Genomic DNA, 25,012 nt, shown 5'->3' on the forward strand with positions numbered 1-25,012 from the left:
ATGAGCCTGAGACCTGATGCCGAGCCGATTGTGGTGAAGTGGATGATCCTATGCTGTCGAGAAAAGCCTCTAGCGAGTTTCATGGCGGCCCGTACCCTAAACCGACTCAGGTGGTCAGGTAGAGAATACCGAGGCGTTCGGGTGAACTATGGTTAAGGAACTCGGCAAAATGCCCCCGTAACTTCGGGAGAAGGGGGGCCATTGCTGGTGATGAGTCTTGCACTCGGAGCTGGTGGTGGCCGCAGAGACCAGCGAGAAGCGACTGTTTACTAAAAACACAGGTCCGTGCGAAGCCGTAAGGCGATGTATACGGACTGACGCCTGCCCGGTGCTGGAACGTTAAGGGGACCGGTTAGCTCCATTTCGGTGGGGCGAAGCTGAGAACTTAAGCGCCAGTAAACGGCGGTGGTAACTATAACCATCCTAAGGTAGCGAAATTCCTTGTCGGGTAAGTTCCGACCTGCACGAATGGCGTAACGACTTCTCGACTGTCTCAACCATAGGCCCGGTGAAATTGCATTACGAGTAAAGATGCTCGTTTCGCGCAGCAGGACGGAAAGACCCCGGGACCTTTACTATAGCTTGATATTGGTGTTCGGTTCGGCTTGTGTAGGATAGGTGGGAGACTGTGAACTCTGGACGCCAGTTCAGGGGGAGTCGTTGTTGAAATACCACTCTGGTCGTGCTGGATGTCTAACCTGGGTCCGTGATCCGGATCAGGGACAGTGTCTGGTGGGTAGTTTAACTGGGGCGGTTGCCTCCTAAAGAGTAACGGAGGCGCCCAAAGGTTCCCTCAGCCTGGTTGGCAATCAGGTGTTGAGTGTAAGTGCACAAGGGAGCTTGACTGTGAGACTGACGGGTCGAGCAGGGACGAAAGTCGGGACTAGTGATCCGGCGGTGGCTTGTGGAAGCGCCGTCGCTCAACGGATAAAAGGTACCCCGGGGATAACAGGCTGATCTTCCCCAAGAGTCCATATCGACGGGATGGTTTGGCACCTCGATGTCGGCTCGTCGCATCCTGGGGCTGGAGTCGGTCCCAAGGGTTGGGCTGTTCGCCCATTAAAGCGGTACGCGAGCTGGGTTTAGAACGTCGTGAGACAGTTCGGTCCCTATCCGCTGTGCGCGTAGGAGTCTTGAGAAGGGCTGTCCCTAGTACGAGAGGACCGGGACGGACGAACCTCTGGTGTGCCAGTTGTCCTGCCAAGGGCATGGCTGGTTGGCTACGTTCGGGAGGGATAACCGCTGAAAGCATCTAAGCGGGAAGCCTGCTTCGAGATGAGGGCTCCCACCCACTTGATGGGTTAAGGCTCCCAGTAGACGACTGGGTTGATAGGCCAGATATGGAAGCCGGGTGACCGGTGGAGTTGACTGGTACTAATAGGCCGAGGGCTTGTCCTCAGTTGCTCGCGTCCACTGTGTTGGTTCTGAAGTAATGAACCGTGTCATGTCCGGTTTGTTTTCTTCATAGTGTTTCGGTGGTCATTGCGTTAGGGAAACGCCCGGTTACATTTCGAACCCGGAAGCTAAGCCTTTCAGCGCCGATGGTACTGCAGGGGGGACCCTGTGGGAGAGTAGGACGCCGCCGAACAACCTTTAGAAGAAGCCCGGTTGGGAGCATAGCCTCCCGACCGGGCTTTTTCATTTGCCGGTTCGCGTCCACTTTGTAGGCTGACGGTATGCGCTATGCCCTGGTCATCTTCGATAACGACGGCGTACTCGTCGACAGCGAGCCCATCTCCAATCGGCTCCTGGCCGGCTACCTCACCGAGTTGGGCCACCCCACCAGCTACGAGGACTCCATACGTGACTACATGGGGTCCGCCATGCACCGCGTCCATGAACTGGTCCTGACCCGTACCGGACAGCGGCTGCCCGCTGATTTCGACGCCACCTTCCATGACCGGGTCTTCGACGCCTTCCGCCGTGAGCTGGAGCCGGTGGCCGGAGTGCGGACGGTGCTGGAGAAGCTGCGTGCGGACGGCGTCCCGTTCTGCGTCGCCTCCTCCGGAAGCCATGAGCGCATCCGCGTCGCCCTGCGGAAGACCGGGCTCTACGAACTCTTCGACGAGGAGCGCATCTTCAGCTCCGAGGATGTGGGCCGGGGCAAGCCCGCCCCCGATCTCTTTCTGCACGCCGCCGAGCGGATGGGCGTCGCCGCCCGGGACTGCGCGGTGATCGAGGACAGCCCCCTCGGCGTCCAGGCCGCGGTGGCCGCCGGGATGGACGTCTTCGGCTTCACGGCGATGACACCGGCCGACAAGCTGGCGGCCGCCCAGGCGCTCTTCGCCGACATGGCCGCACTTCCCCAACTGCTCGCATCTACCCACAAGTAGCAGCCGGGCCGTACGCTCCACGGCCATGACGGATTCGCGCCCGACCCCACGTCTGAGACATGGCCGGACCGCACTGGCCCTCAGCTTCTTCGTCCAGGGCGCGATGTTCGCTCTGCTGGTGACCCGGATCCCCGCGCTCCAGGACCGCTACGGGATATCCGACGCGCTGCTGCCCGCCTTCCTCGCCGCCGTTCCGGTCCTCGCGGGCGCGGGCAGCGTCGGCACCGAGTACCTGGTGAAGCGGGTACGGCCGAGCCAGGTGCTGCGCTGGGTGCAGCCCGTCGTCTCCCTCGCCCTGCTCGCGGCCGGCTCCGGCACGGCGCTCTGGCAAGCGGCCGTCGCGCTCGGGGTGTTCGGGCTGACCGTCGGGGCGCTCGACGCGTCCATGAACATGCTCGGGGTGAGTCTGCAACGCGCGTACGGGCGGAGCATCATGCTCGGCTTCCACGCCGCGTACAGCCTGGGTGGGATCACCGGTGCCAGCGCGGCCTGGGCGGGAGCCCATGTCGACCTGCCGCTGCCCATGCTCTACGCACCGGTGGTCGCCCTGCTGGTGCCGGTCGCCCTCATCGCCTCCCGCTGGTTCGTGGACCGGCGGGACATGGCCCCGCCGGAGGCAGAGGGGCCGCGGGCCGTCGCCGACGCACCCGTGAGCATGAAGCCGCTGCTGCCGCTCTGCCTCGTCATGGCGTTCACGTACATCGGGGACTCGACCGTCTCCAACTGGAGCGCCAAGTACGTGGAGGACGTGCTGCACGGCTCCGAGCAGCTGGCCACCCTCCCGTACAACCTCTACATGGTGACCACTCTCCTCGGCCGCTCCTTCGGCGACCTCGGGGTGCGTCGCTTCGGTGCCGTCGCCGTGGTCCGGGCCGGAACGCTGCTGGCCGCCGGGGGGTTCGTGGTGGTCGCGACGGCTCCCGGCCCGTATATGGGAATGCTCGGCTTCCTGCTGCTGGGGCTCGGGCTGTGTGTGCTGGTGCCGCAGACCTTCGCGGCCGCCGGGCGGCTCTTCCCCGGGGCCTCCGACGCCGCCGTCGCCCGTCTCAACATCTTCAATTACGTCGGCTTCCTGGTCGGCTCACCGCTTGTGGGCGCACTCGGCGGCGCATGGAGCTATCGGGGCGCGATGCTGGTGCCGATGGCGCTCGTGCTCGCGACGATGCTGTATGCGCGGTCGTTCGCTCCTGTACCAGCCAGATACGGTGACGGTCATGAGCGGCCGAGCACAGTTGATGTGGGATGAGGCAGTAACCGGGTACGACTTCGGCACCGGGCATCCGATGGACCCGGTCCGGCTCGCGCTGACCATGCGACTGGTCGAGGCGTACGGGCTGGACCGCGCGGTCGGCGTCGTGGCGGCCAAGGCGGCCGGGGATTCGACGCTCCGGCTGGTCCACCGCCAGGAGTACATCGACGCGGTGCGGCGGGCCTCGGCCGATCCGGCGGCGGCGGACGGTTCGTTCGGCCTCGGGACGATGGATGACCCGGCGTTCGCGGGGATGCACGAGGCGTCGGCGCTGATCGCCGGGCAGTCGGTGGGCGCGGCGGAGAGCGTCTGGCGCGGGGAGGCGCTGCACGCGGTGAACTTCGCGGGCGGGCTGCACCACGCGATGCCGGGGGGCGCCTCCGGGTTCTGCATCTACAACGACGCTGCGCTCGCCGTGGCGCGGCTGCTGGAGCTGGGCGCCGAGCGGGTCGCGTACGTGGACGTCGACGTCCACCACGGGGACGGTGTGCAGGCGGCGTTCTGGGACGATCCGCGGGTGCTGACGATCTCGCTGCACGAGCACCCCCGCACCCTCTTCCCGCAGACCGGCTGGCCGGAGGAGACGGGCGGGGAGGGTGCCGAGGGCAGTGCGGTGAATCTGGCGCTGCCGGCCGGGACCGGGGACGCGGGATGGCTGCGGGCCTATCACGCGGTGGTGCCGGAGCTGTTGGCCGCGTTCCGGCCGCAGGTGCTGGTGACACAGCACGGCGCGGACACCCATATCGAGGACCCGCTCGCCCACTTGGGCGTGACCGTGGACGCGCAGCGGGCGGTCGCGGAGAGCTGTCACCAACTGGCGCACGACCACGCCGAGGGGCGCTGGATCGCGCTCGGGGGCGGCGGTTACGCGGTGGTGGAGGTGGTGCCGCGGTCGTGGACGCATCTGGTGGCGATCGCGGCCGGGCGTCCGGTGGCTCCGGAGACCGAGGTGCCGGAGGACTGGCGGCGGGAGGTCTACCGGCGGACCCGGCTGGACGCGCCGCGGCGGATGACGGACGGACGGGAGCCGCGCTGGCGGGAGTTCGCGGAGTTCGGCTATGACCCGGCGGACCGGCTGGACCAGTCGATCCTGGCGACCCGGCGCGCGGTGTTCCCGCACCACGGCCTGCTTCCGTAGCGCGGCGGGCCGGTCCTCGAGGTCCCGGCGGCCGTTAGGCCAACCGTGGGGTCTCGAGCCGTTCCCCGGCAGCGGTCAGCCATGATCCGCCAGCATCGTGGGCGTGTTGAGTACCGCCGCGTTGCGTGCGCATCTGCTGGCGGCGCGGCTCGCCGGACCGGTGTCGACCAGCCGGGAGGAGAGCCTGCGCCGCTATCGGCACTTCGCTGCCCGGGATCCCCGGGTGCTGCTGGGGCTCGAGCCCGATAGCGACTGGTCGTTCCTGGAACTGCTTCGCCTGATGGGCGACAAATGCGGGGTTTCGACCAATCCGGACCACACTTCAGGCCAGGATGTGATCGATCCGGAGCGCACGATCATTGCTCTGGACGCTTTCGCGGACCGGCTGCGGGCCGTCGCCCTGGCCCGCCTCCCGGTGCTGCTCGGCACCGGGCACCCCCACCGTCTCCTGGGGTTCTACGCCTCGTTGGCGTCGGCGCTCTCGGCGGCCGGCTGCCGTGTTCTCACCCCGGGGCAGGGTGGATGTGTCGACATAACGACCCGGTTCGGGGTACGTATGCACCAGCTCGTCTACGTACGAGGAGTCGCGATGGTGCGGGCGCCCGGCGCCCGCTGGAGCCCGAGTGAGCCGGGCGCCCACAGTCACTCCCCGCTCCCGGTTCGGGTCGCGCTCGGCTGTGCCGCGGCGTCCGGCGGCGCTCTGCCGGGGCTGGTGATCGGGGACCACGGATGGGTCTGCGGAGCAGGTCAGCTGGGCTTTGAGGCCATCGGGCTGGGTGACACCGACGACCCCGCGCTGTTTGTCGGGGAGGCCGAGGGGCGGGTGTCGGTCGCCGTTCCGCTTGATGACGCTGTGCGGTCTGGTTGCTACCGGCCGCTCACTCGCTATGTACTCAATCGGGCGTGTCTGTCACAGTAGGCGTCCGATAGCTACTCCTCTTCCCCACTTGCATCACGCGCCCCTAACCTGGGGAGGAGCGCGCATGCGACCAGGAGTCACCGGAGGGGAAGCCGGTGCCCGACATGTGCGGAAGGTTCAGGTGTGTCATGGCTGCTGGCGAAAGGCCTCTGAACGAGGTTCAGTTTCTGACCGTGGCGGAAGTTGCCTCGGTGATGCGAGTGTCCAAGATGACCGTGTACCGCTTGGTGCACAGCGGTCATCTGCCGGCGATCCGGGTGGGCAGGTCTTTCCGGGTCCCAGAGCAAGCGGTTCATGAGTACCTCCGCGAGTCCTATGTGGGGGTGGAGTCCGCCTAAGCCCGGCCGGAGCCTGGGGAGGACCCTCGGATTACGTGGTTCGCTCGGTGCCGGGTAGGCTGGCCCGATGTAGGTCGTGTGGGCTCGGACGCCCCGCACCGAGTGAATCGAAGTGAGCGAGGGTAGTCGTGGGCTCTGTTATCAAGAAGCGGCGCAAGCGGATGGCTAAGAAGAAGCACCGCAAGCTGCTCAAGCGCACGCGCGTCCAGCGTCGCAACAAGAAGTAAGCAAGCGACGCTGTGTTCGTCTCGCAGCCCTTCCACCGCCGGTGGAAGGGCTGCGGTGTGTTCACGGTCCACACCGTGATGTCGGCCGTGACCCCGGTCACAGTCGTGGCCACGGCTTAAAACGCCGGTCGCGCGGCGAGTGGTCATCACAGCGCAACATCGACCGGTTACGGTGTTCGGCACAGCCCAGCTCGGACGAGGGTGGGAAGGAAGGCGCTGATCTTGGGAAAGGTCGTGCTCGTCACCGGGGTCGCACGCCAGCTGGGAGGCCGTTTCGTACGGCGCATACAACGTGAGCCCGATGTCGACAGGGTGATCGGCGTGGACGCCGTGGCACCCGAACACCACCTGGGCGGCGCCGACTTCGTCCGGGCCGACATCCGCCACCCCACGATCGGCAAGCTCCTCGCCGAGTTCGGCGTCGACACCGTCGTCCATATGGACATCAACGGCACCCCGCTGGGCGCCCGTGGCAATCGTGCCTCCGTCAAGGAGACCAACGTCATCGGCACCATGCAGCTGCTCGGTGCCTGCCAGAAGGCGCCGTCGGTCCAGCGGCTGGTGGTCAAGTCCAGCACCAATGTGTACGGCTCGGCACCCCGAGACCCCGCCGTCTTCAGCGAGACCACGCCCCCCAAATCGCTGCCCAGCGGTGGCTTCGCCAAGGACGCCGTCGAGGTCGAGGGCTATGTCCGCGGTTTCGCCCGGCGCCGCCCGGACGTCGCGGTGTGCGTGCTGCGCTTCGCGAACATCCTGGGGCCCTGCGCGGATTCCCCGCTCGCCGAGTACTTCGCGCTGCCGGTGCTGCCCACCGTCATCGGCTACGACCCCCGGCTCCAGTTCGTCCATGAGAAGGACGCCATCGAGGTGCTGCGGATCGCCGCCTCCGAGCCCCGCCGCTCCACGCTCAACAGCGGCACGTTCAATATCGCCGGAGACGGTGTGCTGCTGCTCTCGCAGGCCGCCAGACGGCTCGGCCGCCCCACACTGCCGCTGCTGTTGCCCACCCTCCGCTGGGCCCGCACCGCGCTGCGCTCCCTGGGCGTCACCGACTTCTCGCCGGAGCAGGTCCGGCTGCTCACCCACGGCCGGGTCGTGGCGACCAACCAGATGCGCGAGACCCTGGGCTTCGATCCCGAGCACACCACCGCCGGTGCCTTCGCGGATTACGCGCACAGCCGCGGTCCCGGGCTGCTCCCGCCCGAGACCCTCGCCCGTACCGTCGACCGGCTCGCCGGGCTGCTGCCCGCCGGCGCCCAGAGCTGAGGAGCGCAACCACCATGGCGGATGCCAAGGTCATTCCGTTCGGTGAGGAACCGCGGTCCCGGAGGAAGGGCCCCCGGCAGGGCCGCGCCAAGCGGTCCCAGGGCTCGCTGAAGCCCGTACCGCAGCAGCGTGACGAGGAGCTGGAGCGGGGCGCCGACGCGACCGAGGCCACCACGGCGGCGTCCGCGGTGCCGCCCCTGCCGCCGCACCCGCCCAAGCGCGCGCCGGGCGGCGGCGACTGGGAGCGCCGACTCGCCCATGGGCTGAGCTTTCTGCGCCGCCGGATCACCGGTGACTACGAGGTCGACGACTTCGGCTACGACCACGACCTCACCGACCAGGTCCTGATGTCGCTGCTGCGCCCGATGTACGACAAGTACTTCCGGGTCGAGGTGAAGGGCATCGAGAACATTCCGGACAGCGGTGGCGCGCTGGTGGTCGCCAACCACTCCGGGGTGCTGCCGCTGGACGGGCTGATGCTCCAGGTCGCCGTGCACGACAACCACCCGGCCGACCGTCATCTGCGGCTGCTCGCCGCCGACCTGGTCTTCATGCTGCCCGTCGTCAACGAGCTGGCACGTAAGGCGGGCCACACCCTGGCCTGTGCCGAGGACGCCCAGCTGCTGCTGGAGCGCGGCGAGGTGGTCGGGGTGATGCCGGAGGGTTTCAAGGGGATCGGCAAGCCGTTCTCCGAGCGCTACAAGCTCCAGCGCTTCGGTCGCGGCGGCTTTGTCTCGACGGCGCTGCGCGCGGGGGCGCCGATCGTGCCGTGCTCCATCGTGGGCGCGGAGGAGATCTACCCGATGGTGGGGAACGCGAAGACGGTGGCGCGGCTGCTGGGTGTGCCGTACTTCCCGATCACGCCGACCTTCCCGCTGCTCGGGCCGCTGGGCGCGGTGCCGCTGCCGACGAAGTGGACCATTCAGTTCGGCGAGCCGATCCCGACGGACGGGCATCCGCCCGAGGCGGCGGACGACCCGATGCTGATGTTCAACCTCACCGACCAGGTACGAGAAACGATCCAGCACACCCTCTACAAGTTGCTGGTGCAGCGGAGGTCGGTCTTCTTCTGAAGCGGATCGGTGCAGCGGGGCAGGCCCCACGACCCGACGGACGGAGTCCGGCGCAGACGGCCGATGCCGGTGAGGCCCGCCAGGGCCGAATCTTGCGAGGGCGGCCGGAAGGAGGGGCCAAGTTGCTGGTGCAGCGGAGGTCGGTCTTCTTCTGAGAACGGTGGGGCCGGTGGTGGTGACGTCTGGCGTCCCACCACCGGCCCCGGCCGTGTCACCTCGTGTCGTCGCCGTCGAGGTCGAGACCCGGCAGAAGGTCGGGCAGCAGCGGCGGGATGGTGATGTCCGGCTGCCCCGGCCTGCTGCCGGTGTCGCCGCGGCCCGGGGACGGGCTCGGCGTCACCCCGCTGGCCGGTGGGTCGAGCAGATCGCCCGCGCCACCGATCAGCCCCTGATCGTCGATGGCGGCCGGGGACGACGGGCCCGGCCGGCTGGTCTCGCCGGTGCGGCCGCCGCTCGGGGCGGCCGAGGACGTGGACGACGGGCGCTGCGGCGCGGTCCCGCCCGGGCGCTGCGGTGCCTCACCGCCCGGCTGGCCCGACTGGCTCCGCTGGTCCTTGGTGGTGGGCAGCAGCGGCTGGAGCGGGCCGACCTCCTGGTCTATGGCGGCGAAGACCGAGCTCACCTCGTCGCCGACGTCCGCGAGCTGCAACGGCAGCTTCTCGCGGAGCTGACTCCACCCGTCGCGGTGGGCCTTGGCGAACGAGGACAGCTCCTGCATCGGGCCGAGCGAACCCTCGCGCTGATAGACCTGGTGCAGCAGCCGGTGGCCCTCGGAGGCGTCATGGCGCATACCGGACAGGGCGCGGCGGATCTCGCGCAGCGAATCGTGGTCCAGCTCGCCGGCGCGGGCCCGCTCCATCAGCCGGCGCGCCTCGCTCATGCGGGTGGACGCCTGGTCCAGATAGATCCGGCCGCGGGCGGAGTCGCCGTCCGCCATCTCCAGCTTGAGGTCCTCCATGCCGCGCTTGAACCCGTAGAGGGTGTCGCCCGGCAGGGCGTCCGAACTGGCCGCGGCGACCCCGCCGAACGCGCCCGCCGCGACCCCGACCGTGAGCCCCCCGGCCGCGAGCCCCTTGGACCAGCGCGAACGGGGCCGCAGTCTGGACACCGGTGGCTTGGCGCGATGGGCGCCGCCGGGGCGGCGGCGCTGCTCGGGCACCCGCGGTGTGCCCTCGGCGAAGGCCGCTTCCATGGCGGCGATCAGCTGGGCCCGCTGTGTGGTCCTGACCTCGGGGTCCAATGCCGGTGCCGGCAATTCGCCGAGCCCGCTCGCCAGGGCCACCATCCGTCTCTGCTCGGCGCTCTCCGCCGATGAGCCGGGTGGTTGGTGCGGCGTCTCGTCCCGGGGGGCCTGGTGCTTGCTCTCCAGGGCCTCCAGGGCCTCCAGGGCCTTGGCGAAGGCGTTCGCCCGCCGATGTGCCGATACGTTCGCGATCACAGGCGGCACCTCCTCTCGTCGTGACGGTCGACTCCCCAGGACACCCGAAGGTTCCTTCCCGCCCGTGCGTCCACCCGATCGAGTGAGTGGGTACGGGCAGGGTACGACCACAAGGCGCCTGCATCCCCCACAACGAGCGGTGCAGCACCCGGGTTACGCCCTCCCGAGGAGCTCACCGGGCGTGCCGGAGGTGTCACCGCGGGGCCGTGGACGCCGGTCAGCGGGCGTCGTCCGGGAGGAGCCTGGCCAGGGTGCGTACGGCCCGGTACTGAAGGGTCTTGATCGCACCTTCGTTCTTCCCCATCACCCGGGCGGTCTCGGCGACCGAGAGCCCCTGGAGGAAGCGGAGCGTCACACACTCCTGCTGCTGTGGATTGAGCTTGCGCACCGCTTGCAGCAGGGCCGCGTTGGACAGCGACTCCAGGACGGAGTCCTCCGGGCTGCGCTCGACCTCGTTGGCGTCGAGCATCTCGCCGGTGGTGACCTCCAGCCGGAAGCGGCTGGACTTGAAGTGGTCGGCGACGAGGTTCCGGGCGATGGTGACCAGCCAGGCGCCGAAGTCACGCCCCTGCCAGGTGAAGGTGCCGATGCGGCGCAGGGCGCGCAGGAACGTCTCACTGGTGAGGTCCTCGGCCGTGGCCCGGCCGCCCACCCGGTAGTAGATGTACCGGTAGACGGTGTCGGCGTACTGGTCGTAGAGCCGGCCGAAGGCCTCGGCCTCGCCCGCCTGGGCACGCTCGACCAGGTCCATCATCCGGCGGCTGTCGCTGTCGGCACTCGGTCGGCGGGCGGTGGAGGCGCCGCCGCGGGAGCGTCTGCCGACCGCCGCTCCGCCATCGGCCAGGGCATAGCAGGAGCTGGCCTGGTTGGGCTGGTGGACCGTGCCGACGGATGGGCTGACGGGCACGGGCGTGGCGAGCGCGGGGACGGCATACGCGGTGGGGACGAAGCCGCGCAGACAGTCGAGGACCGTTGCGCGCAGCGTAGCCAGGCCCGAGGCGTCAACCCCGACGTGTGGGTACACGGGACTCCCAGAGGCAGAGCTTCCATCACGTGCAGTACGGGACCGTTCACCCGCCGTAGGGACGCGTGGGTACCGGCTTGCGTCTAAGGAGAATAACGCTTCGTACAGGCGGCGCTACACCCAGTTGCTCAAATCATCGTTTCCGTTCACTCCGTTATGGGTTGATGACGCATCAAGTATCGAACGTTGAACAGGTTTTGATCGGAAACGTTCCTGCAATGTGCGATTACATGGCGTGTTGTGACAAACCGGCGGTAAGGGGACTGGCGGGGGCGCTGTGGGGTAGGAAGTGCGGAATGACTGAAACAGGATGGTCGCCATCGGTCGGTGACGCTCCGTATCCATGGGCACGCCGTCACGCAGCGCGATCGGCGGTCAGTCCTGACCGTGCTCGGTCAGGCTCGTGCGCGCTCGGTCGCGGATAGCCGTCACCGCTGGTGGGAGCGGACGCACGGGGCCTGTGCGGAGCGGGAGGGGTCCGGGGGGAAAGCGGGAGGGGTGCGCCGGTGCGCGGTCAGCGACGGCGCCGGTGCAGCGCCACGGCGGCCGCCGTGCCACCCGCGACCGCGCCCACTCCGGCCGCCGCCGGGATGCCGATCCGGGCCGCCTTGCGGCCGGTGCGGTAGTCCCGCAGCCGCCAGCCCTTGTCCCGGGCGTGTTTGCGCAGCCGCCCGTCCGGATTCACGGCGTACGGATGGCCCACGATCGACAGCATCGGGATGTCGTTGGAGGAGTCGCTGTACGCCGCGCAGCGGGTCAGGTCCAGCCCCTCGGCCGAGGCCAGCGCCCGCACCGCCTCCGCCTTGGCCGGGCCGTGCAGCGGCTCGCCGACCAGCTTGCCCGTATAGATGCCGCCGACGGACTCGGCCACCGTGCCCAGCGCTCCGGTCAGCCCCAGTCGCCGGGCGATGATCGTCGCGGTCTCGACCGGGGCCGCGGTCACCAGCCAGACCCGCTGTCCGGCGTCCAGATGCGCCTGGGCCAGGGCCCGGGTGCCGGGCCAGATGCGGTCGGCCATGTACTCGTCGTAGATCTCCTCGCCGATCGACATCAGCTCGGAGACCCGGTGGCCCTTGACGATGGACAGCGCGCTGCTGCGCACATCCTCCATATGCGCCGGGTCCTCGACACCGGCCATCCGGAACCAGGTCTGCTGCCAGGCGAAGCGGGCCAGTTCGCGCTTGCGGAAGAAGTGCCGCTTGTACAGGCCGCGGCCGAAGTGGAAGAGGGCGGCGCCCTGCATGACCGTGTTGTCCAGGTCGAAGAAGGCGGCGGCCCGCTCGTCCCCGACGACGGGGAACTCCGGTTCGGCGGCGGGCTGCGGCGGGGGAGTCTCGGCCGATGACTTGCGCGCCGCCTCTGCCGACGCCTCTCCGGCGAGGACGCTCCGCTCCGTGGCGGGTCGTCGACGGCGGGTGAACCATCCCAGTGCGGCCATGAAAGGAGCATAGCCAGCGGTGCGGCCCATCCCGTTACGCCCGGGTGTCGGGACGATTCAGGTTGCGCGAAAGGCAGGCGGCCCCCGCCGGTCCGGCGGTTCCCCGGTCCGGCTGCTCCCTTGGTCCGGTGGTTCCCCGGTCCGGCCGCTCCCGCCGGTCGCGGCTGCTCCCCGGCGCTGGATCAGCCGCCCAGCGCGGTCCGCAGCCGCTTGGGGTCCACCCGCCAGAAGTCGTGCTGGGCGCCGTCCACCAGGATCACCGGGATCTGCTCCCAGTAGGCGCGGTACAGCTCCGCGTCCTGGGTGATGTCCTTCTTCTCCCAGGGGGTGCCCAGTTCGCCGCAGACCTTCTTGATCACGGCCTCGGCGTCCTCGCAGAGGTGACAGTCGGGCTTGCCGATCAGCGTCACCGTGCGCTCGGCGGGGTTCTTACGGGTGCGGCGCAGCAGGGGACTCATGCTCGCCATTGTGCCCGGGTCCCCGGGGTCGTTTACGATCGTGGGCGATTTATTGGTGTCCGGGGGTAAAAAGGTGAGGAGTGAGAGCCTGTGCTCCCGTCGGCACCCCATGGGTACGCAGCTGCCTGCCGGGAACGGTGTGGCGCAGGTCGTGGTTCCGGGCGCGGCCGGAAAGCGCGCGTGACACCGGTCACTTTGCTCGGACAAAGCGGACACCATCTTTGTGCACGCGTTCACAAAGACATAGCCTGCTGTCGATGGGGCGGTCATGGAACTGTGGGCCGCCCGCAGCCCCGCTCTACCCGCAGGAGCACCGTGGCAACTGGCCGAACTCACCGACCGGCGACCCGAAGCCGAGGGATTCCCGAGGCCACCGTCGCCCGTCTACCGCTGTATCTGCGCGCCCTGACAGCGCTCTCCGAGCGCTCGGTGCCCACGGTGTCCTCCGAAGAGCTGGCGACCGCGGCCGGAGTCAATTCGGCCAAGCTCCGCAAGGACTTCTCCTACCTGGGTTCGTACGGCACCCGCGGGGTCGGCTATGACGTGGAGTACCTCGTCTACCAGATCTCGCGGGAGCTCGGCCTCACCCAGGACTGGCCCGTGGTGATCGTCGGTATCGGTAACCTCGGCGCCGCCCTGGCCAACTACGGCGGCTTCGCCTCCCGCGGCTTCCGTGTCGCCGCGCTGATCGACGCCGATCCGGCGATGGCGGGCAAGCCCGTCGCGGGCATCGCGGTCCAGCACACCGATGAGCTCGAGAAGATCATCGATGACAACGGTGTGTCGATCGGCGTGATCGCCACCCCGGCGGGCGCGGCCCAGCAGGTCTGTGACCGGCTCGTCGCCGCGGGTATCACCTCCATCCTCAACTTCGCGCCCACCGTGCTGTCCGTTCCGGACGGGGTGGACGTGCGCAAGGTCGACCTCTCCATCGAGCTCCAGATCCTCGCCTTCCACGAGCAGCGGAAGGCGGGCGAGGAGGCGGCCGGTGACGAGGAGGGCGCGGACGCCGTTCCGCAGGCCCCCGTGACCCCCCACCGGACGGCCGCGGGCGGCCACGGCGCCGACAGCAGCGGCCGGCAAGGACCTGACGGGGACGTACCCGCCGTGATGCCGGCATGAGTCTCCTCGTCGTCGGACTGAGTCACCGCAGCGCGCCCGTGAGCGTGCTGGAGCGCGCCGCCCTGGTCGGGGACGAGGCGGCGAAGCTGGTGCAGGACACCCTCGCCGCCGAGCCCGCCACCGAGGCCGCGGTGCTGGCCACCTGCAACCGCATCGAGCTCTACGCCGACGTGGACAAGTTCCACGCCGGGGTCGCCGAGCTGTCCACGCTGATCTCCCAGCACACCGGCGTCGGCCTGGACGAGCTCACCCCCTATCTCTACGTCCACTACGAGGACCGGGCCGTCCACCATCTCTTCTCGGTGGCCTGCGGACTGGACTCGATGGTCGTCGGCGAGGGCCAGATCCTCGGCCAGATCAAGGACGCGCTGGCGCTCGGACAACAGCTGCACAGCGCGGGCCGGATGCTCAACGACCTGTTCCAGCAGGCGCTGCGGGTCGGCAAGCGGGCGCACAGCGAGACCGGTATCGACAAGGCCGGGCAGTCGCTGGTCACCTTCGGCCTGGAGCAGCTGGCCGGACCGGAGCCGGTGGCGGAGTGGGCCGCGGGCAAGCGTGCGCTGGTGATCGGCGCGGGCTCGATGTCCTCGCTGGCCGCCGCGACCCTCGCGCGCGCCGGTGTGGCAGAACTGGTGATCGCCAACAGGACGTTGGAGCGGGCGCTGCGGCTCGCCGAGTCGCTGGCCGAGCAGCACGCCGCCACCGACACGGTCCGGGTCGCCGGGCTGGTCGCCCGCGCCGTACCGCGGGACCGGGTCACCGCCGAACTCCCGCACGCCGACATCGTCGTCTCCTGCACCGGCGCCACCGGCCTGGTGCTCACCGCCGACGAGCTGCGCACCGCCCTCGCCCAGCGCGCCGCCTGCCCCCCGGCGGGCGGGCCCGGCGGCGAGGGAGAGGTCGCGCTGCTCGACCTGGCCATGCCGCGGGACATCGACGCCGCGGCCCACCGGGTCGAGGGGCTGGCGCTGGTGGACATCGAGTCGCTCGCCGAGGCGGCCGCCACCCCGGCCGACGGACCGGGTCCGGCCGCCGGGGCGATGGCCGCCGACGTCGACCAGGTCCGAGCCATCGTTTCCGCGGAGGTCGCCGCCTTCGGGGCGGCCCAGCGCGCCGCGCACATCACGCCCACCGTGGTCGCGCTGCGTACCATGGCGGCGGATGTCGTCGCGGGCGAGGTCGCCCGGCTCGAGGGACGTCTTCCCGACCTGGACGACAAGCAGCGGTCCGAGATCACCCAGACCGTGCGGCGGGTCGTCGACAAGCTGTTGCACGCCCCCACCGTGCGGGTCAAGGAACTGGCGAGCACCCCGGGGGGTGCCGGGTACGCGGACGCGCTGCGCGAGCTGTTCGACCTCGACCCGCAGGCGGTCGCCGCCGTCAGCCGCGCCGACGCGGGCGCCCCCGGAGCCGTCCCCGCACGCGGCACAGCCGAACCGAACGACCCGAAGGGAGGCCGGGCATGAGCGCCACCCCTGCCACCCCCGCCACCTCCACCGCGCCGCTGCGCCTGGGCACCCGCCGCAGCAAGCTGGCCATGGCCCAGTCCGGGCTGATCGCCGACGCGGTGCGGAAGCTGACCGGACGCCCCGTCGAACTGGTCGAGATCACCACCTACGGCGACACCTCGCGGGAGCAGCTCGCGCAGATCGGCGGTACCGGCGTCTTCGTCTCCGCGCTGCGCGAGGCGCTGCTGCGCGGTGAGATCGACTTCGCCGTGCACTCGTTGAAGGACCTGCCGACCGCCGACCCCGAGGGTCTGGTGCTGGCCGCGATACCGCGCCGCGAGGACCCGCGCGACGCGCTGATCGCCCGCGACGGGCTCACCTTCGCGGAACTCCCCCCGGGGGCCCGGATAGGCACCGGCTCGCCCCGCCGCGCGGCCCAGCTCAACGCGTGGGCCCGGGCGTACGGCCTCGCCATAGAGACCGTGCCGATCCGCGGCAATGTCGACACCCGTATCGGCTATGTGCGTTCGGGGGAACTGGACGCCGTGGTGCTCGCCGCCGCCGGTCTGATCCGTATGGGACGGATCGGCGAGGCGACCGAGCTCCTCGACGCCGACCACATTTTGCCCGCCCCCGGCCAGGGGGCTCTGGCAGTCGAATGCGCCGCGTCCGACGCGGCCCTCGCTGCCCTGCTCGCCGAGCTCGACGACCCGCGTACGCGGGCCGCCGTGACCGCCGAGCGATCCCTGCTCGCCGCCCTGGAGGCCGGTTGCAGCGCACCTGTGGGGGCGCTGGCCGACCTGCTGGGCGACGCTCAGGATGTCACCGAAATGCGCCTGCGCGGCGTCGTCGGCACCACCGACGGCTCGGCGCTGGTGCAGCTGTCCACCACCGGTCCCGTACCCGCTTCACCTGGTGAGGCCGTGTCGCAGGCTCAGATCATGGGTCGCGAACTCGCCACCGAGATGCTCGCGAAAGGTGCGGCCGGTCTTATGGGGGAGCGAGCACTTTGAACCCCACCGCCCCGAACCACCCTGGCTGCGGACAGGTCACCTTCCTCGGCGCAGGACCGGGTGATCCGGGCCTGCTGACGCTGCGCGCCGTGGAGGCACTTGCCGCCGCCGACGTACTCATCGCCGACCCTGATGTGCTCGACGTGGTGCGCACACACGTCAGGCCGGGGGTGGCCGCGGACGCCCAGGGCGCACCGCAGCACGCGGAGGCTGACGGTCCGTCAAACTCCGCTGATGTCCCGGTACTCCGGGACACCGCCAATCTTGTCATGGCGGCCGCGCGCGGCGGCAAGCGGGTCGTCCGCGCCGTCGTGGGCGACCCCGGTCTCGACGGGTACGCCGCCGACGAGATGCTCGCCTGCGCCGCCGAGGGCATCGTCTTCGAGGTGGTGCCGGGCATCGCGGCCGCGGTGGGGGTGCCCGCCTACGCGGGGGTGCCGCTGCGCGACGCGCGGAACGCCGATGTGCGCTTCGTGGACGCGCGGACCGCGGACGAGCGCTGCTGGAGCGAGGTCGGCTCCTCGGACGCCACCGCCGTCGTCTCCGCCACGCTGGAGACCGTCGCCGCCGCGGCCGGGGAGCTGGTGGCCGCGGGCCGCAAGCCGGACACCCCGCTGACCGTGACCGTCGCGGGCACCACCACCCGTCAGCGGACCTGGTCCGCGACGCTCGGATCCATCGCGCAGGTGCTGAAGTCCGCGAAGGTGCTGCCGTCGCCGCAGGGCGCGCAGCCGGTGATAGCCGTGGTGGGCGAGCGGGGCGCGGCCGACCGGCGCGACCAGCTGTCCTGGTTCGAGTCCAAGCCGCTGTTCGGCTGGAAGGTCCTGGTCCCGCGGACCAAGGAGCAGGCGGCCTCGCTCTCCGACCAGCTGCGCAGCTACGGCGCGGTGCCCAGCGAGGTGCCGACCATCGCGGTCGAACCGCCGCGCACCCCGCAGCAGATGGAGCGTGCGGTCAAGGGCCTGGTCACCGGGCGCTACGAGTGGATCGCCTTCACCTCGGTCAACGCGGTCAAGGCGGTACGCGAGAAGTTCGAGGAGTACGGGCTCGACGCCCGCGCCTTCGCCGGGATCAAGGTCGCCGCGGTCGGTGAGCAGACCGCCAGGTCGCTGGTCGACTTCGGCGTCAAACCGGATCTGGTGCCCAGCGGTGAGCAGTCCGCGGCCGGGCTGCTGGAGGACTGGCCGCCCTACGACCCGGTCTTCGACCCGATCGACCGCGTCTTCCTGCCGCGCGCCGATATCGCCACCGAGACCCTGGTCGCCGGGCTGATCGAGCTGGGCTGGGAGGTCGACGACGTCACCGCGTACCGCACCGTGCGCGCCTCGCCGCCGCCGGCCGAGACCCGCGAGGCCATCAAGGGCGGCGGGTTCGACGCGGTGCTGTTCACCTCGTCGTCCACCGTGCGGAACCTCGTCGGTATCGCGGGCAAGCCGCACAATGTCACCGTCATCGCCTGTATCGGCCCGGCCACCGCGAAGACCGCGGAGGAGCACGGCCTGCGGGTGGACGTCCTGTCGCCCGAGCCCTCGGTGCTCAAACTGGCCGAGGCGCTCGCGGACTTCGGGGCCGCGCGGCGCCAGGCCGCGCTCGAGAACGGGGACCCGGTCACCCGCCCGAGCGAGCGGCGGCCGGGATCGAGGAGGAGGGCACGCTCGTGACAACTGGCAGGTACGGCGGTTTCCCGCAGGCGCGGCCGCGGCGGCTGCGCACCACACCGGCGATGCGGCGCATGGTCGCCGAGACCCGGCTGCACCCGGCCGGGCTGATCCTTCCCGCCTTCGTGCGGGAGGGCGTGAGCGAGCCGGTGCCGCTGGTGTCGATGCCGGGCGTGGTCCAGCACAGCCGGGACACCCTGCGGAAGGCGGCCGTCGAGGCCGTCGAGGCGGGCGTCGGCGGGATCATGCTGTTCGGGGTGCCGGAGGAGGCCAAGAAGGACGCTGTCGGCACGCCCGGCACCGATCCGGACGGCATTCTCCAGGTCGCCATCCGGGACGTGCGGGCCGAGGTCGGCGACGACCTGGTGATCATGTCGGACCTGTGTCTGGACGAGCACACCGACCACGGCCACTGCGGGGTCCTGGACGCCGAGGGCCGGGTCGACAACGACGCCACGCTGGAGCGCTACGCCGAGATGGCGCGGGTGCAGGCGGACGCGGGCGTCCACACGGTGGGCCCCAGCGGGATGATGGACGGCCAGGTCGGGGTGGTCCGCGAGGCGCTGGACGGCATCGGACGCCAGGACGTGTCGATCCTGGCCTACACCGTCAAGTACGCCTCCGCCTTCTTCGGTCCGTTCCGCGAGGCGGTCGGCTCCTCGCTCCAGGGCGACCGCAAGACGTACCAGCAGGACCCGCCCAACGCCCGTGAGGCGCTGCGGGAGCTGGAGCTGGACCTCGCCGAGGGCGCGGACATGGTCATGGTGAAGCCCGCGCTGCCCTATCTGGACATCGTGCGGCAGATCGCCGACGCGGTGGATGTGCCGGTGGCGGCGTACCAGATCTCCGGTGAGTACGCGATGGTCGAAGCGGCCGCCGCCAACGGCTGGATCGACCGCGACCGCGCCATCATGGAGACGCTGACGTCCGTGCGGCGCGCGGGCGCCGGGATGATCCTCACCTACTGGGCCACCGAGGTCGCCCAGCGGCTGAGCCGCGGGGAGTAGGTCCCGGAGCAGGGGCCGGTGGTCACCGGCCCCTGACCACAAGATCGGCCGCCGCCCGCCCGGGTGCCACCCGGCGGGCGTTGGCCTCGTCGGAGCCGAGCACGAACCGCTCGGCCTCCGCGCGCGGTTTGCCGAACCGCTCATGACGGTCGATCAGCCTGCGCACCCGTTCCTCGCCGTCCAGCTCGATCCACCAGGTCTCGTCCAGCAGCTCCCGCACCGGACGCCACGGTTCCTCGTCGAGCAGCAGATAGTTCCCCTCGGTGATCACCAACGGGATCTCCGGTGCCACCGGGAGGGCGCCCGCGAGCGGCTGCTCCAGCGCACGGTCGAACCCCGGCGCGTACACCGTCTCCCCGGCGCGGGGTGTGCGCAGCCGCCGCAGCAGGGCGGCGTAGCCGTACGCATCGAAGGTCTCCGGGGCGCCCTTGCGGTGCGCCAGGCCGAGTCTGCGCAGTTCGGCGTCGGCGAGGTGGAAGCCGTCCATCGGGACCAGGGCGGCCCGCCGCGGGCCGAGCGCGTCCACCAGCCACCCGGCCAGGGTGGACTTCCCGGCTCCGGGCGCTCCGGCGATGCCGAGCAGCCCGCGGCCGCCGGTGGCGGCCAGCCGCTCGGCGCGGTCCAGCAGATCCCGGGGATTCATGGCGGCGCTTTCGGACGGGTGGATGGGCGGCGGGGGAGCCCTGTCCGGTTCAGGCTCGCATACCGCCGTCGACCGGCAGCACCGCGCCGGTGACATAGGAGGCGCGGTCGCTGAGCAGCCAGGCCGCGGCCTCGGCGACCTCGGCCGGCTGGGCGGGCCGGCGCAGCGGGGTACGGGCGTTGAGGCGGTCGATGACGCCGGGCGACCGGTCGGCCCACGCCTCGATCATCTCGGTCATGGTGGTGCCGGGCGCGACGGCGTTGACGCGGATGCCCTCCGGGCCGTAGGTGAGCGCGGCGGACTCGGTGAGGCTGTTGACGGCCCGCTTGACCGCGCCGTACGCGGGCAGCTCCGCATTGCCGCGGAAGCTGCCGACGCTGGAGTTGTTGACGAGGGCGCCGCGGCCCGCGGTGGCCCGGATGGCCTTGATCTCGGCCGCCATGGAGAGCCAGACGCCCTTGAGGCTGACGGTGGTGATCAGGTCGAAGTCCGCTTCGGCCACATCGGCCAGCGGGGCGGGCGGTATCGCCGCCCCGGCGTTGTTGAACGCGGCGTCCAGTCTGCCGTGCAGGGCGACGGTGTGGTCCACGGCCGCCTGGACGCTGGCCGCGTCGGCCAGGTCGCACCGCACGTAGTCGGCGGTGCCGCCGGTCGCCCGGATCTCCTCGGTCACGGCCTTCAGCTGGGACTCGGTGCGTGCGGTCAGCACCACCGTCGCGCCCTCGCGGGCGAAGAGCCGGGCCGACGCGGCGCCGATGCCCCGCCCGGCGCCGGTGATCAGTATGACCTTGTCGTCGAGCAGACCGGGGGCCGTGGCGGAGCGGGGGCGTGGGGGCTTGCTGTTCGGTGCGTTCATTCCCTCATTCTGGACGGCGCCCCGCACGGGCCGGCCGGACACGGTGGCCGGCCCGTGCGGGGCGGGGGCGGACACGGGTCCGCCCCCGCCGTCCGGCGGCGTCAGCGCACCGCGTTCCAGGAGTGCGCCACGTCCACGATCACGTGGCCGTCGGACTGGAGCACCCGGAACGGAAGCCGGGCCCGCACGCCCAGCCCGACCTGGGTGTCGCCCTCGAAGCTGCTGCCGAACCGGGTGTCCTTGAAGGTCTTGTACCCCGTCAGGTTCACACCCGGAAGAGGCTTGCGGGCCCGACCCGGATAGGACTCGGCACCGGTCTGCGGGTCATAGCTGGGCGAGGACACCCGGATCTCCAGTACGGCGCCGCCGTTGACCGGGATCTCCTCGCCGGAACCGTCCTGGTAGAGGGTGTCGACGTAACTCACCCGGTAGCCGGTCTTGTTGGCGGCCGTGGCGCCCTTGACGTCGAAGACCATGCGGTCGAAGCAGTCGTGCCGACCGGTCCTGATGTTCTCCAGCGGCTTGTAGGCCGCCGTCTGCGCGCTCTTCTCACCGCTGCCCCAGCCGGTGGCGCAGGCGGCCCCGGCCGACGGCTTGGCGGCGGCGTGCGCCGTCCCCATCGTCGTCGCCAGTCCGGCTCCCGCCAGTGCCATCGCCGCGAGCGCGGTCCCCCACCGTCGCATATCGGACCCCCAGGTGAATCGATATCGGATGTATCGGATGTACACGGGGTTCGACGGACCGTAGCCGCCCGGGGTTGTGCGGCTGAGAGAAACTGTCGCAAAGAGGACGATCGTGTTCCGGCCACGGTACGCCGATCGGTGGACGGACGGGCGGGGGTTACCCCCCACCGCGTCCGGCGGGTGGCCGGATGGGCCCGGCGGCCCGGTTCCACCAGGCTCCTGTGCCATGCGGATCCTCTCCGGTAAGACCACCGCGCTGGCCCTCGCCACCGCCGTCACCGCCACTCTCCTCACCACCGTCTCCGGCGCCGACGCGGCCGTCGGCGACCTGACCGCCCCCGCTCGGCCGCTCGACTGGGGGCCGTGTCCGGGCACCTCGCTCGATCCGCGCCAGGAGTGCGCGACGCTGAGGGTGCCGCTGGACTACCGCGATCCGGGCGGGAAGCGGATCTCGCTCGCGGTCTCCCGGATCCGCGCCGAGCGGCCGCGGGAGCGCCGGGGTGTGCTGCTGCTGATCCCGGGCGGCCCGGGGTCGCCGGGCCTGGACCGGCCCACCACGCTCGGCAAACGGCTGCCGCGATCGGTGCGGGACGGCTATGACCTCGTCAGCTTCGATCCGCGCGGGATGGGCGGCTCCACCAAGGCCGACTGCGGACTGTCCACCGCCGACCTGGCGTTGACCGCCTCCCGCCCCTGGCCCGCGGCCGACGGGAGCATCGCGGGGAACGTCACCACGGGACGCCGCCTCGCCGACCGTTGCGCCCGCAATGGCGGCGAGCTGCTGCGCACCATCAGTACGGTGAACGAGGCGCGGGACATCGACAGCGTCCGCCGGGCGCTGGGGGAGCGGAAGCTGTCCGCCTGGGGCGTCTCCTACGGCACCTACGCGGGCTCGGTGTACGCCCAGATGTTCCCCGAGCACACCGACCGCTGGGTGCTGGACAGCAATGACGACCCGGACCCGGAGCGGGTGGCGCGCGGCTGGCTGGCCAACTACACCGTCGGCGTCGAGGACACCTTCCCGGACTTCGCCGCCTGGGCCTCCGACCCCGACAGCCCCGCCCGGCTGGCCGAGACCCCGTCCGGGGTGCGCCGCCGGGTGCTGGACCTCGCCGCCCGGCTGGATACCCGGCCACTGCCGTGGCCCGGCGCCAACCCGCCGGAGCTGAACGGCAATGTGCTGCGCCAGAGCGTGCTCAACGCCCTGTACTCCCGGGACAACTTCGCGTCCCTCGCCAAGCTGATCGCCGACGCGGACGCGGGCAGGGTGCCCGGCGCGGTGCCGCCGGACCCCACCCAGGACACCATGGCCGTGTCCCTGGCGACCATCTGCAACGACGTGGAGTGGCCCAAGTCCCTTCCGGCCACGGCGCGCGAGGTCGCCGCGAGCCGGAGGAGCCACCCGCTGACCGCCGGTATGCCGGTGAACGTCACGGCGTGCACGTTCTGGCATGACGCACCGCGGGACAAGCCGGTGCGGATCACCGACCAGGGGCCGTCGAACGTACTGCTGGTGCAGAACACACGTGATGTGGCCACCCCGTACGCCGGGGCGCTGAAGCTGCGGCACGCGCTCGGCGACCGGGCGCGGATGGTCGGTGTGGACGCGATGGGGCACGGCGCGGCCTACGCGGCCGGGGGCGGCAACGCCTGCGCGGACCGGCGGGTCACCGACTTCCTGCTGACCGGTGAGCGCCCGGCGCGCGATGTGCTCTGCCGCTGAAGCCCCGGCCGTCGCCGGTGCCGTCGGCGGCGCCGCCGACGGCACCGTCACGGAGGCTGTCACCGACGCGAAGCGCCCCGCCCCCTCGCTGACGGGGGGCGGGGCGCCGCGGACGGTCGGGGATCAGAGCCGCTCGGGGGTGCGGATGCCGAGCAGATCCATGCCCTGGTGCAGGGTGCGCGCGGTGAACTCGCACAGGAAGAGGCGGTTCTCGACCTGGGACGGGCCGCCCTCGGCGTTGAGCACCGGGCACTGGTCGTAGAAGGTCGTGAACAGCGAGGCCAGCTGGTAGAGATACGCGGCCAGCTTATGCGGCTCGTACCCCTCGGCGACCTCGCGCACCGTCTCCGCGAACTGGTCCAGGTGCAGCCCCATGGCCCGCTCGGCCGGGGTCAGCGGCAGCTCGGGGCGGGCGACCGGCGCCCGCTCCGCACCGGCGCGGCGCAGGATCGACTTGATCCGGGCGTACGCGTACTGGAGGTACACCGCGGTGTCCCCGTTGAGCGAGACCATCTGGTCCAGGTCGAACTTGTAGTCGCGGGAGGCGGAGGTGGACAGGTCGGCGTATTTCACGGCGCCGATGCCGACCTGGGCGCCGCGCTCGGCGATCTCGTCCTCGCTGAGGCCCAGCTTCTCCTCGCTCTTCTCCCGGACGACGGCCGCCGCCCGGTCGATCGCCTCGTCCAGCAGGTCGATCAGCCGCACCGTCTCGCCCTCACGGGTCTTGAACGGCTTGCCGTCCTTGCCGAGGACGGTGCCGAAGGCGAGCTGGGAGGCATGGGTCTTCTCGTTCAGCCAGCCGATCCGGCGGGCGGTTTCGAAGACCATCTTGAAGTGCAGCGACTGCCGGGCGTCCACCACATACAGCAGGGTGTCGGCCCGGAGGTTCTGCACCCGGTCGCGGATCGCGGAGAGGTCGGTGGCCGCGTAGCCGAAGCCGCCGTCGGACTTCTGGACGATCAGCGGAACCGGCTTGCCCTCCGGGCCCTTGACGTCGTCGAAGAAGACGCAGAGCGCGCCCTCGGAGCGGACCGCGACCCCGGACTCCTCCAGCAGGCGGCAGGTCTCCGCCAGCATGTCGTTATAACCGGACTCGCCGACCACATCGGGGTCGCGGATCTCCATGTCCAGCTTGTCGAAGACGGAGGAGAAGTAGAGCTTCGACTCATCGACGAACCTCCGCCACAGGGCGACGGTCTCCTCGTCCCCGGCCTGGAGCTCGACCACCCGGCGCCGGGACCGCTCCTTGAACTCCGCGTCGGCGTCGAAGAGGGTGCGCGCGGCCTTGTAGAGGCGGTTGAGATTGGACATCGCCTCCTCGCCGGAGGATTCCCTGTCCTTGTGGTCCAGCTCGTGCGGATGCTCGATCAGATACTGGATGAGCATGCCGAACTGGGTGCCCCAGTCGCCGATGTGATGGCGGCGGATCACCTTCTCGCCGGAGAACTCCAGGATCCGGACGACCGCGTCACCGATCACGGCCGAGCGGAGATGGCCGACGTGCATCTCCTTGGCCACGTTCGGCTGGGCGTAGTCGATGACGGTGGTGCCCGCGTCCGGTGCGTAGGGCACGCCGAGGCGGTCGTCGGCGGCGCGCGCGGCGAGGGTCGCGGTGATGGCGGAGTCGGCGACCGTGATGTTGAGGAAGCCGGGGCCGGAGACCTCGATATCCGCGATCACCGAATCGGGGTCGGCCGAGGTGGCGGCCACCGGGATGTGCTCCACGACCTTCGAGGCCAGCTCGCGCGGATTCCCCTTCAGCCGCTTCGCCAGCGCCAGCATCCCGTTGGCCTGGAAGTCGGCCCGGTCGCTTCGTCGCAGCAGCGGGTCGGCGGAAGCGGCCTCCGGCAGGGCAGCCGAGAGGGCGTCCGAGACGCGCTGATGGACCGTAGCGGCAAGAGAGGGAACCGAGGCCATGGGTGAGCTGCCGTTCCGTAGAGGACTGGGTGGCTTATGAG

22 protein-coding genes and 2 rRNA genes are annotated in these 25,012 nt (G+C 70.5%); 16 read left to right on the plus strand and 8 right to left on the minus strand.

Annotated elements, in window-relative coordinates:
• The 10 genes from AB0C66_RS00005 to AB0C66_RS00050 all read left to right on the plus strand — a co-directional run.
• Positions 1-1,398, plus strand: a 23S ribosomal RNA gene (locus AB0C66_RS00005); the annotation flags it as partial.
• A 73-nt stretch (positions 1,399-1,471) separates the two neighbouring features.
• Positions 1,472-1,588, plus strand: a 5S ribosomal RNA gene (gene rrf, locus AB0C66_RS00010).
• An 88-nt stretch (positions 1,589-1,676) separates the two neighbouring features.
• A complete protein-coding gene (locus AB0C66_RS00015) occupies positions 1,677-2,333 on the plus strand; it encodes an HAD family hydrolase (RefSeq protein ID WP_362430850.1) in 657 nt (218 codons plus the stop codon).
• 25 nt (positions 2,334-2,358) lie between these two features.
• Complete coding sequence (locus AB0C66_RS00020) at positions 2,359-3,579, plus strand: MFS transporter (protein WP_362430851.1); 1,221 nt, start codon at positions 2,359-2,361, stop codon at positions 3,577-3,579.
• A complete protein-coding gene (locus AB0C66_RS00025; protein WP_362430852.1) occupies positions 3,548-4,720 on the plus strand; it encodes an acetoin utilization protein AcuC in 1,173 nt (390 codons plus the stop codon). Before AB0C66_RS00020 ends, AB0C66_RS00025 begins: the two co-directional genes overlap by 32 nt.
• 103 nt (positions 4,721-4,823) lie before the next feature.
• Positions 4,824-5,639, plus strand: coding sequence for a phosphatase (locus AB0C66_RS00030; protein ID WP_362430853.1), 816 nt, complete (start codon positions 4,824-4,826; stop codon positions 5,637-5,639).
• 128 nt (positions 5,640-5,767) lie between these two features.
• The gene (locus AB0C66_RS00035) at positions 5,768-5,977 is read left to right on the plus strand and encodes a helix-turn-helix domain-containing protein (protein WP_014053989.1); all 210 of its coding nucleotides are present in this window, start codon (positions 5,768-5,770) and stop codon (positions 5,975-5,977) included.
• Between the two features lie 128 nt (positions 5,978-6,105).
• Entirely contained in the window at positions 6,106-6,204 is a 99-nt protein-coding gene (locus tag AB0C66_RS00040; protein WP_003948845.1) for an AURKAIP1/COX24 domain-containing protein, read from the plus strand.
• A 222-nt stretch (positions 6,205-6,426) separates the two neighbouring features.
• Positions 6,427-7,470, plus strand: a complete 1,044-nt coding sequence (locus AB0C66_RS00045) for an NAD-dependent epimerase/dehydratase family protein (RefSeq protein ID WP_362430854.1) — start codon at positions 6,427-6,429, stop codon at positions 7,468-7,470.
• A 14-nt stretch (positions 7,471-7,484) separates the two neighbouring features.
• Positions 7,485-8,543, plus strand: a complete 1,059-nt coding sequence (locus AB0C66_RS00050; protein ID WP_362430855.1) for a lysophospholipid acyltransferase family protein — start codon at positions 7,485-7,487, stop codon at positions 8,541-8,543.
• A gap of 211 nt (positions 8,544-8,754) precedes the next feature.
• On the opposite strand, the gene AB0C66_RS00055 is transcribed toward AB0C66_RS00050, so the two are convergent.
• From AB0C66_RS00055 to AB0C66_RS00070, 4 genes are all read right to left on the minus strand, one after another.
• Complete coding sequence (locus AB0C66_RS00055; RefSeq protein WP_362430856.1) at positions 8,755-9,981, minus strand: DUF5667 domain-containing protein; 1,227 nt, start codon at positions 9,979-9,981, stop codon at positions 8,755-8,757.
• A gap of 217 nt (positions 9,982-10,198) precedes the next feature.
• Positions 10,199-11,005: an ECF subfamily RNA polymerase sigma factor, BldN family gene (locus AB0C66_RS00060; RefSeq protein WP_362430857.1), complete on the minus strand. Its 807-nt coding sequence runs from the start codon at positions 11,003-11,005 to the stop codon at positions 10,199-10,201.
• Between the two features lie 514 nt (positions 11,006-11,519).
• Positions 11,520-12,443, minus strand: a complete 924-nt coding sequence (locus AB0C66_RS00065) for an HAD-IB family hydrolase (protein ID WP_362430858.1) — start codon at positions 12,441-12,443, stop codon at positions 11,520-11,522.
• Positions 12,444-12,625: 182 nt separating this feature from the next.
• Positions 12,626-12,910, minus strand: a complete 285-nt coding sequence (locus tag AB0C66_RS00070) for a glutaredoxin family protein (protein WP_362430859.1) — start codon at positions 12,908-12,910, stop codon at positions 12,626-12,628.
• 306 nt (positions 12,911-13,216) lie between these two features.
• Between AB0C66_RS00070 and AB0C66_RS00075 the strand changes: the two genes are divergently transcribed.
• Genes AB0C66_RS00075 through hemB form a run of 5 tightly spaced genes read left to right on the plus strand, consistent with a single transcriptional unit; the run spans position 13,217 to position 19,149 of the window.
• Complete coding sequence (locus AB0C66_RS00075; protein WP_362430860.1) at positions 13,217-14,023, plus strand: redox-sensing transcriptional repressor Rex; 807 nt, start codon at positions 13,217-13,219, stop codon at positions 14,021-14,023.
• Positions 14,020-15,489, plus strand: a complete 1,470-nt coding sequence (locus tag AB0C66_RS00080) for a glutamyl-tRNA reductase (RefSeq protein ID WP_362430861.1) — start codon at positions 14,020-14,022, stop codon at positions 15,487-15,489. Before AB0C66_RS00075 ends, AB0C66_RS00080 begins: the two co-directional genes overlap by 4 nt.
• Positions 15,486-16,484, plus strand: coding sequence for a hydroxymethylbilane synthase (gene hemC / locus AB0C66_RS00085; RefSeq protein ID WP_362430862.1), 999 nt, complete (start codon positions 15,486-15,488; stop codon positions 16,482-16,484). The genes AB0C66_RS00080 and hemC overlap by 4 nt, the downstream gene beginning before the upstream one ends.
• On the plus strand, positions 16,481-18,145 hold the full coding sequence (locus AB0C66_RS00090; RefSeq protein WP_362430863.1) for a uroporphyrinogen-III synthase: 1,665 nt from the start codon (positions 16,481-16,483) through the stop codon (positions 18,143-18,145). Before hemC ends, AB0C66_RS00090 begins: the two co-directional genes overlap by 4 nt.
• Positions 18,142-19,149, plus strand: a complete 1,008-nt coding sequence (gene hemB, locus AB0C66_RS00095; RefSeq protein WP_362430864.1) for a porphobilinogen synthase — start codon at positions 18,142-18,144, stop codon at positions 19,147-19,149. Before AB0C66_RS00090 ends, hemB begins: the two co-directional genes overlap by 4 nt.
• Before the next feature lie 22 nt (positions 19,150-19,171).
• On the opposite strand, the gene AB0C66_RS00100 is transcribed toward hemB, so the two are convergent.
• The 3 genes from AB0C66_RS00100 to AB0C66_RS00110 form a co-directional block, all read right to left on the minus strand.
• On the minus strand, positions 19,172-19,792 hold the full coding sequence (locus AB0C66_RS00100; protein ID WP_362430865.1) for a nucleoside/nucleotide kinase family protein: 621 nt from the start codon (positions 19,790-19,792) through the stop codon (positions 19,172-19,174).
• A gap of 49 nt (positions 19,793-19,841) precedes the next feature.
• Positions 19,842-20,648 carry an SDR family NAD(P)-dependent oxidoreductase gene (locus AB0C66_RS00105; protein ID WP_362430866.1) on the minus strand — a complete coding sequence of 269 codons (807 nt, stop codon included), beginning with the start codon at positions 20,646-20,648 and terminating at the stop codon, positions 19,842-19,844.
• A 101-nt stretch (positions 20,649-20,749) separates the two neighbouring features.
• Entirely contained in the window at positions 20,750-21,331 is a 582-nt protein-coding gene (locus AB0C66_RS00110; protein ID WP_362430867.1) for a hypothetical protein, read from the minus strand.
• A 226-nt stretch (positions 21,332-21,557) separates the two neighbouring features.
• Between AB0C66_RS00110 and AB0C66_RS00115 the strand changes: the two genes are divergently transcribed.
• Positions 21,558-23,054 (plus strand): alpha/beta fold hydrolase, encoded by a 1,497-nt coding sequence (locus AB0C66_RS00115; RefSeq protein WP_362430868.1) that lies wholly within the window; start codon positions 21,558-21,560, stop codon positions 23,052-23,054.
• 123 nt (positions 23,055-23,177) lie between these two features.
• On the opposite strand, the gene argS is transcribed toward AB0C66_RS00115, so the two are convergent.
• Positions 23,178-24,971: an arginine--tRNA ligase gene (gene argS / locus AB0C66_RS00120; protein ID WP_362430869.1), complete on the minus strand. Its 1,794-nt coding sequence runs from the start codon at positions 24,969-24,971 to the stop codon at positions 23,178-23,180.
• Between the last annotated feature and the right edge of the window lie 41 nt (positions 24,972-25,012).

The organism is Streptomyces sp. NPDC048636, from assembly GCF_040650655.1.
Lineage (GTDB): Bacteria > Actinomycetota > Actinomycetes > Streptomycetales > Streptomycetaceae > Streptomyces.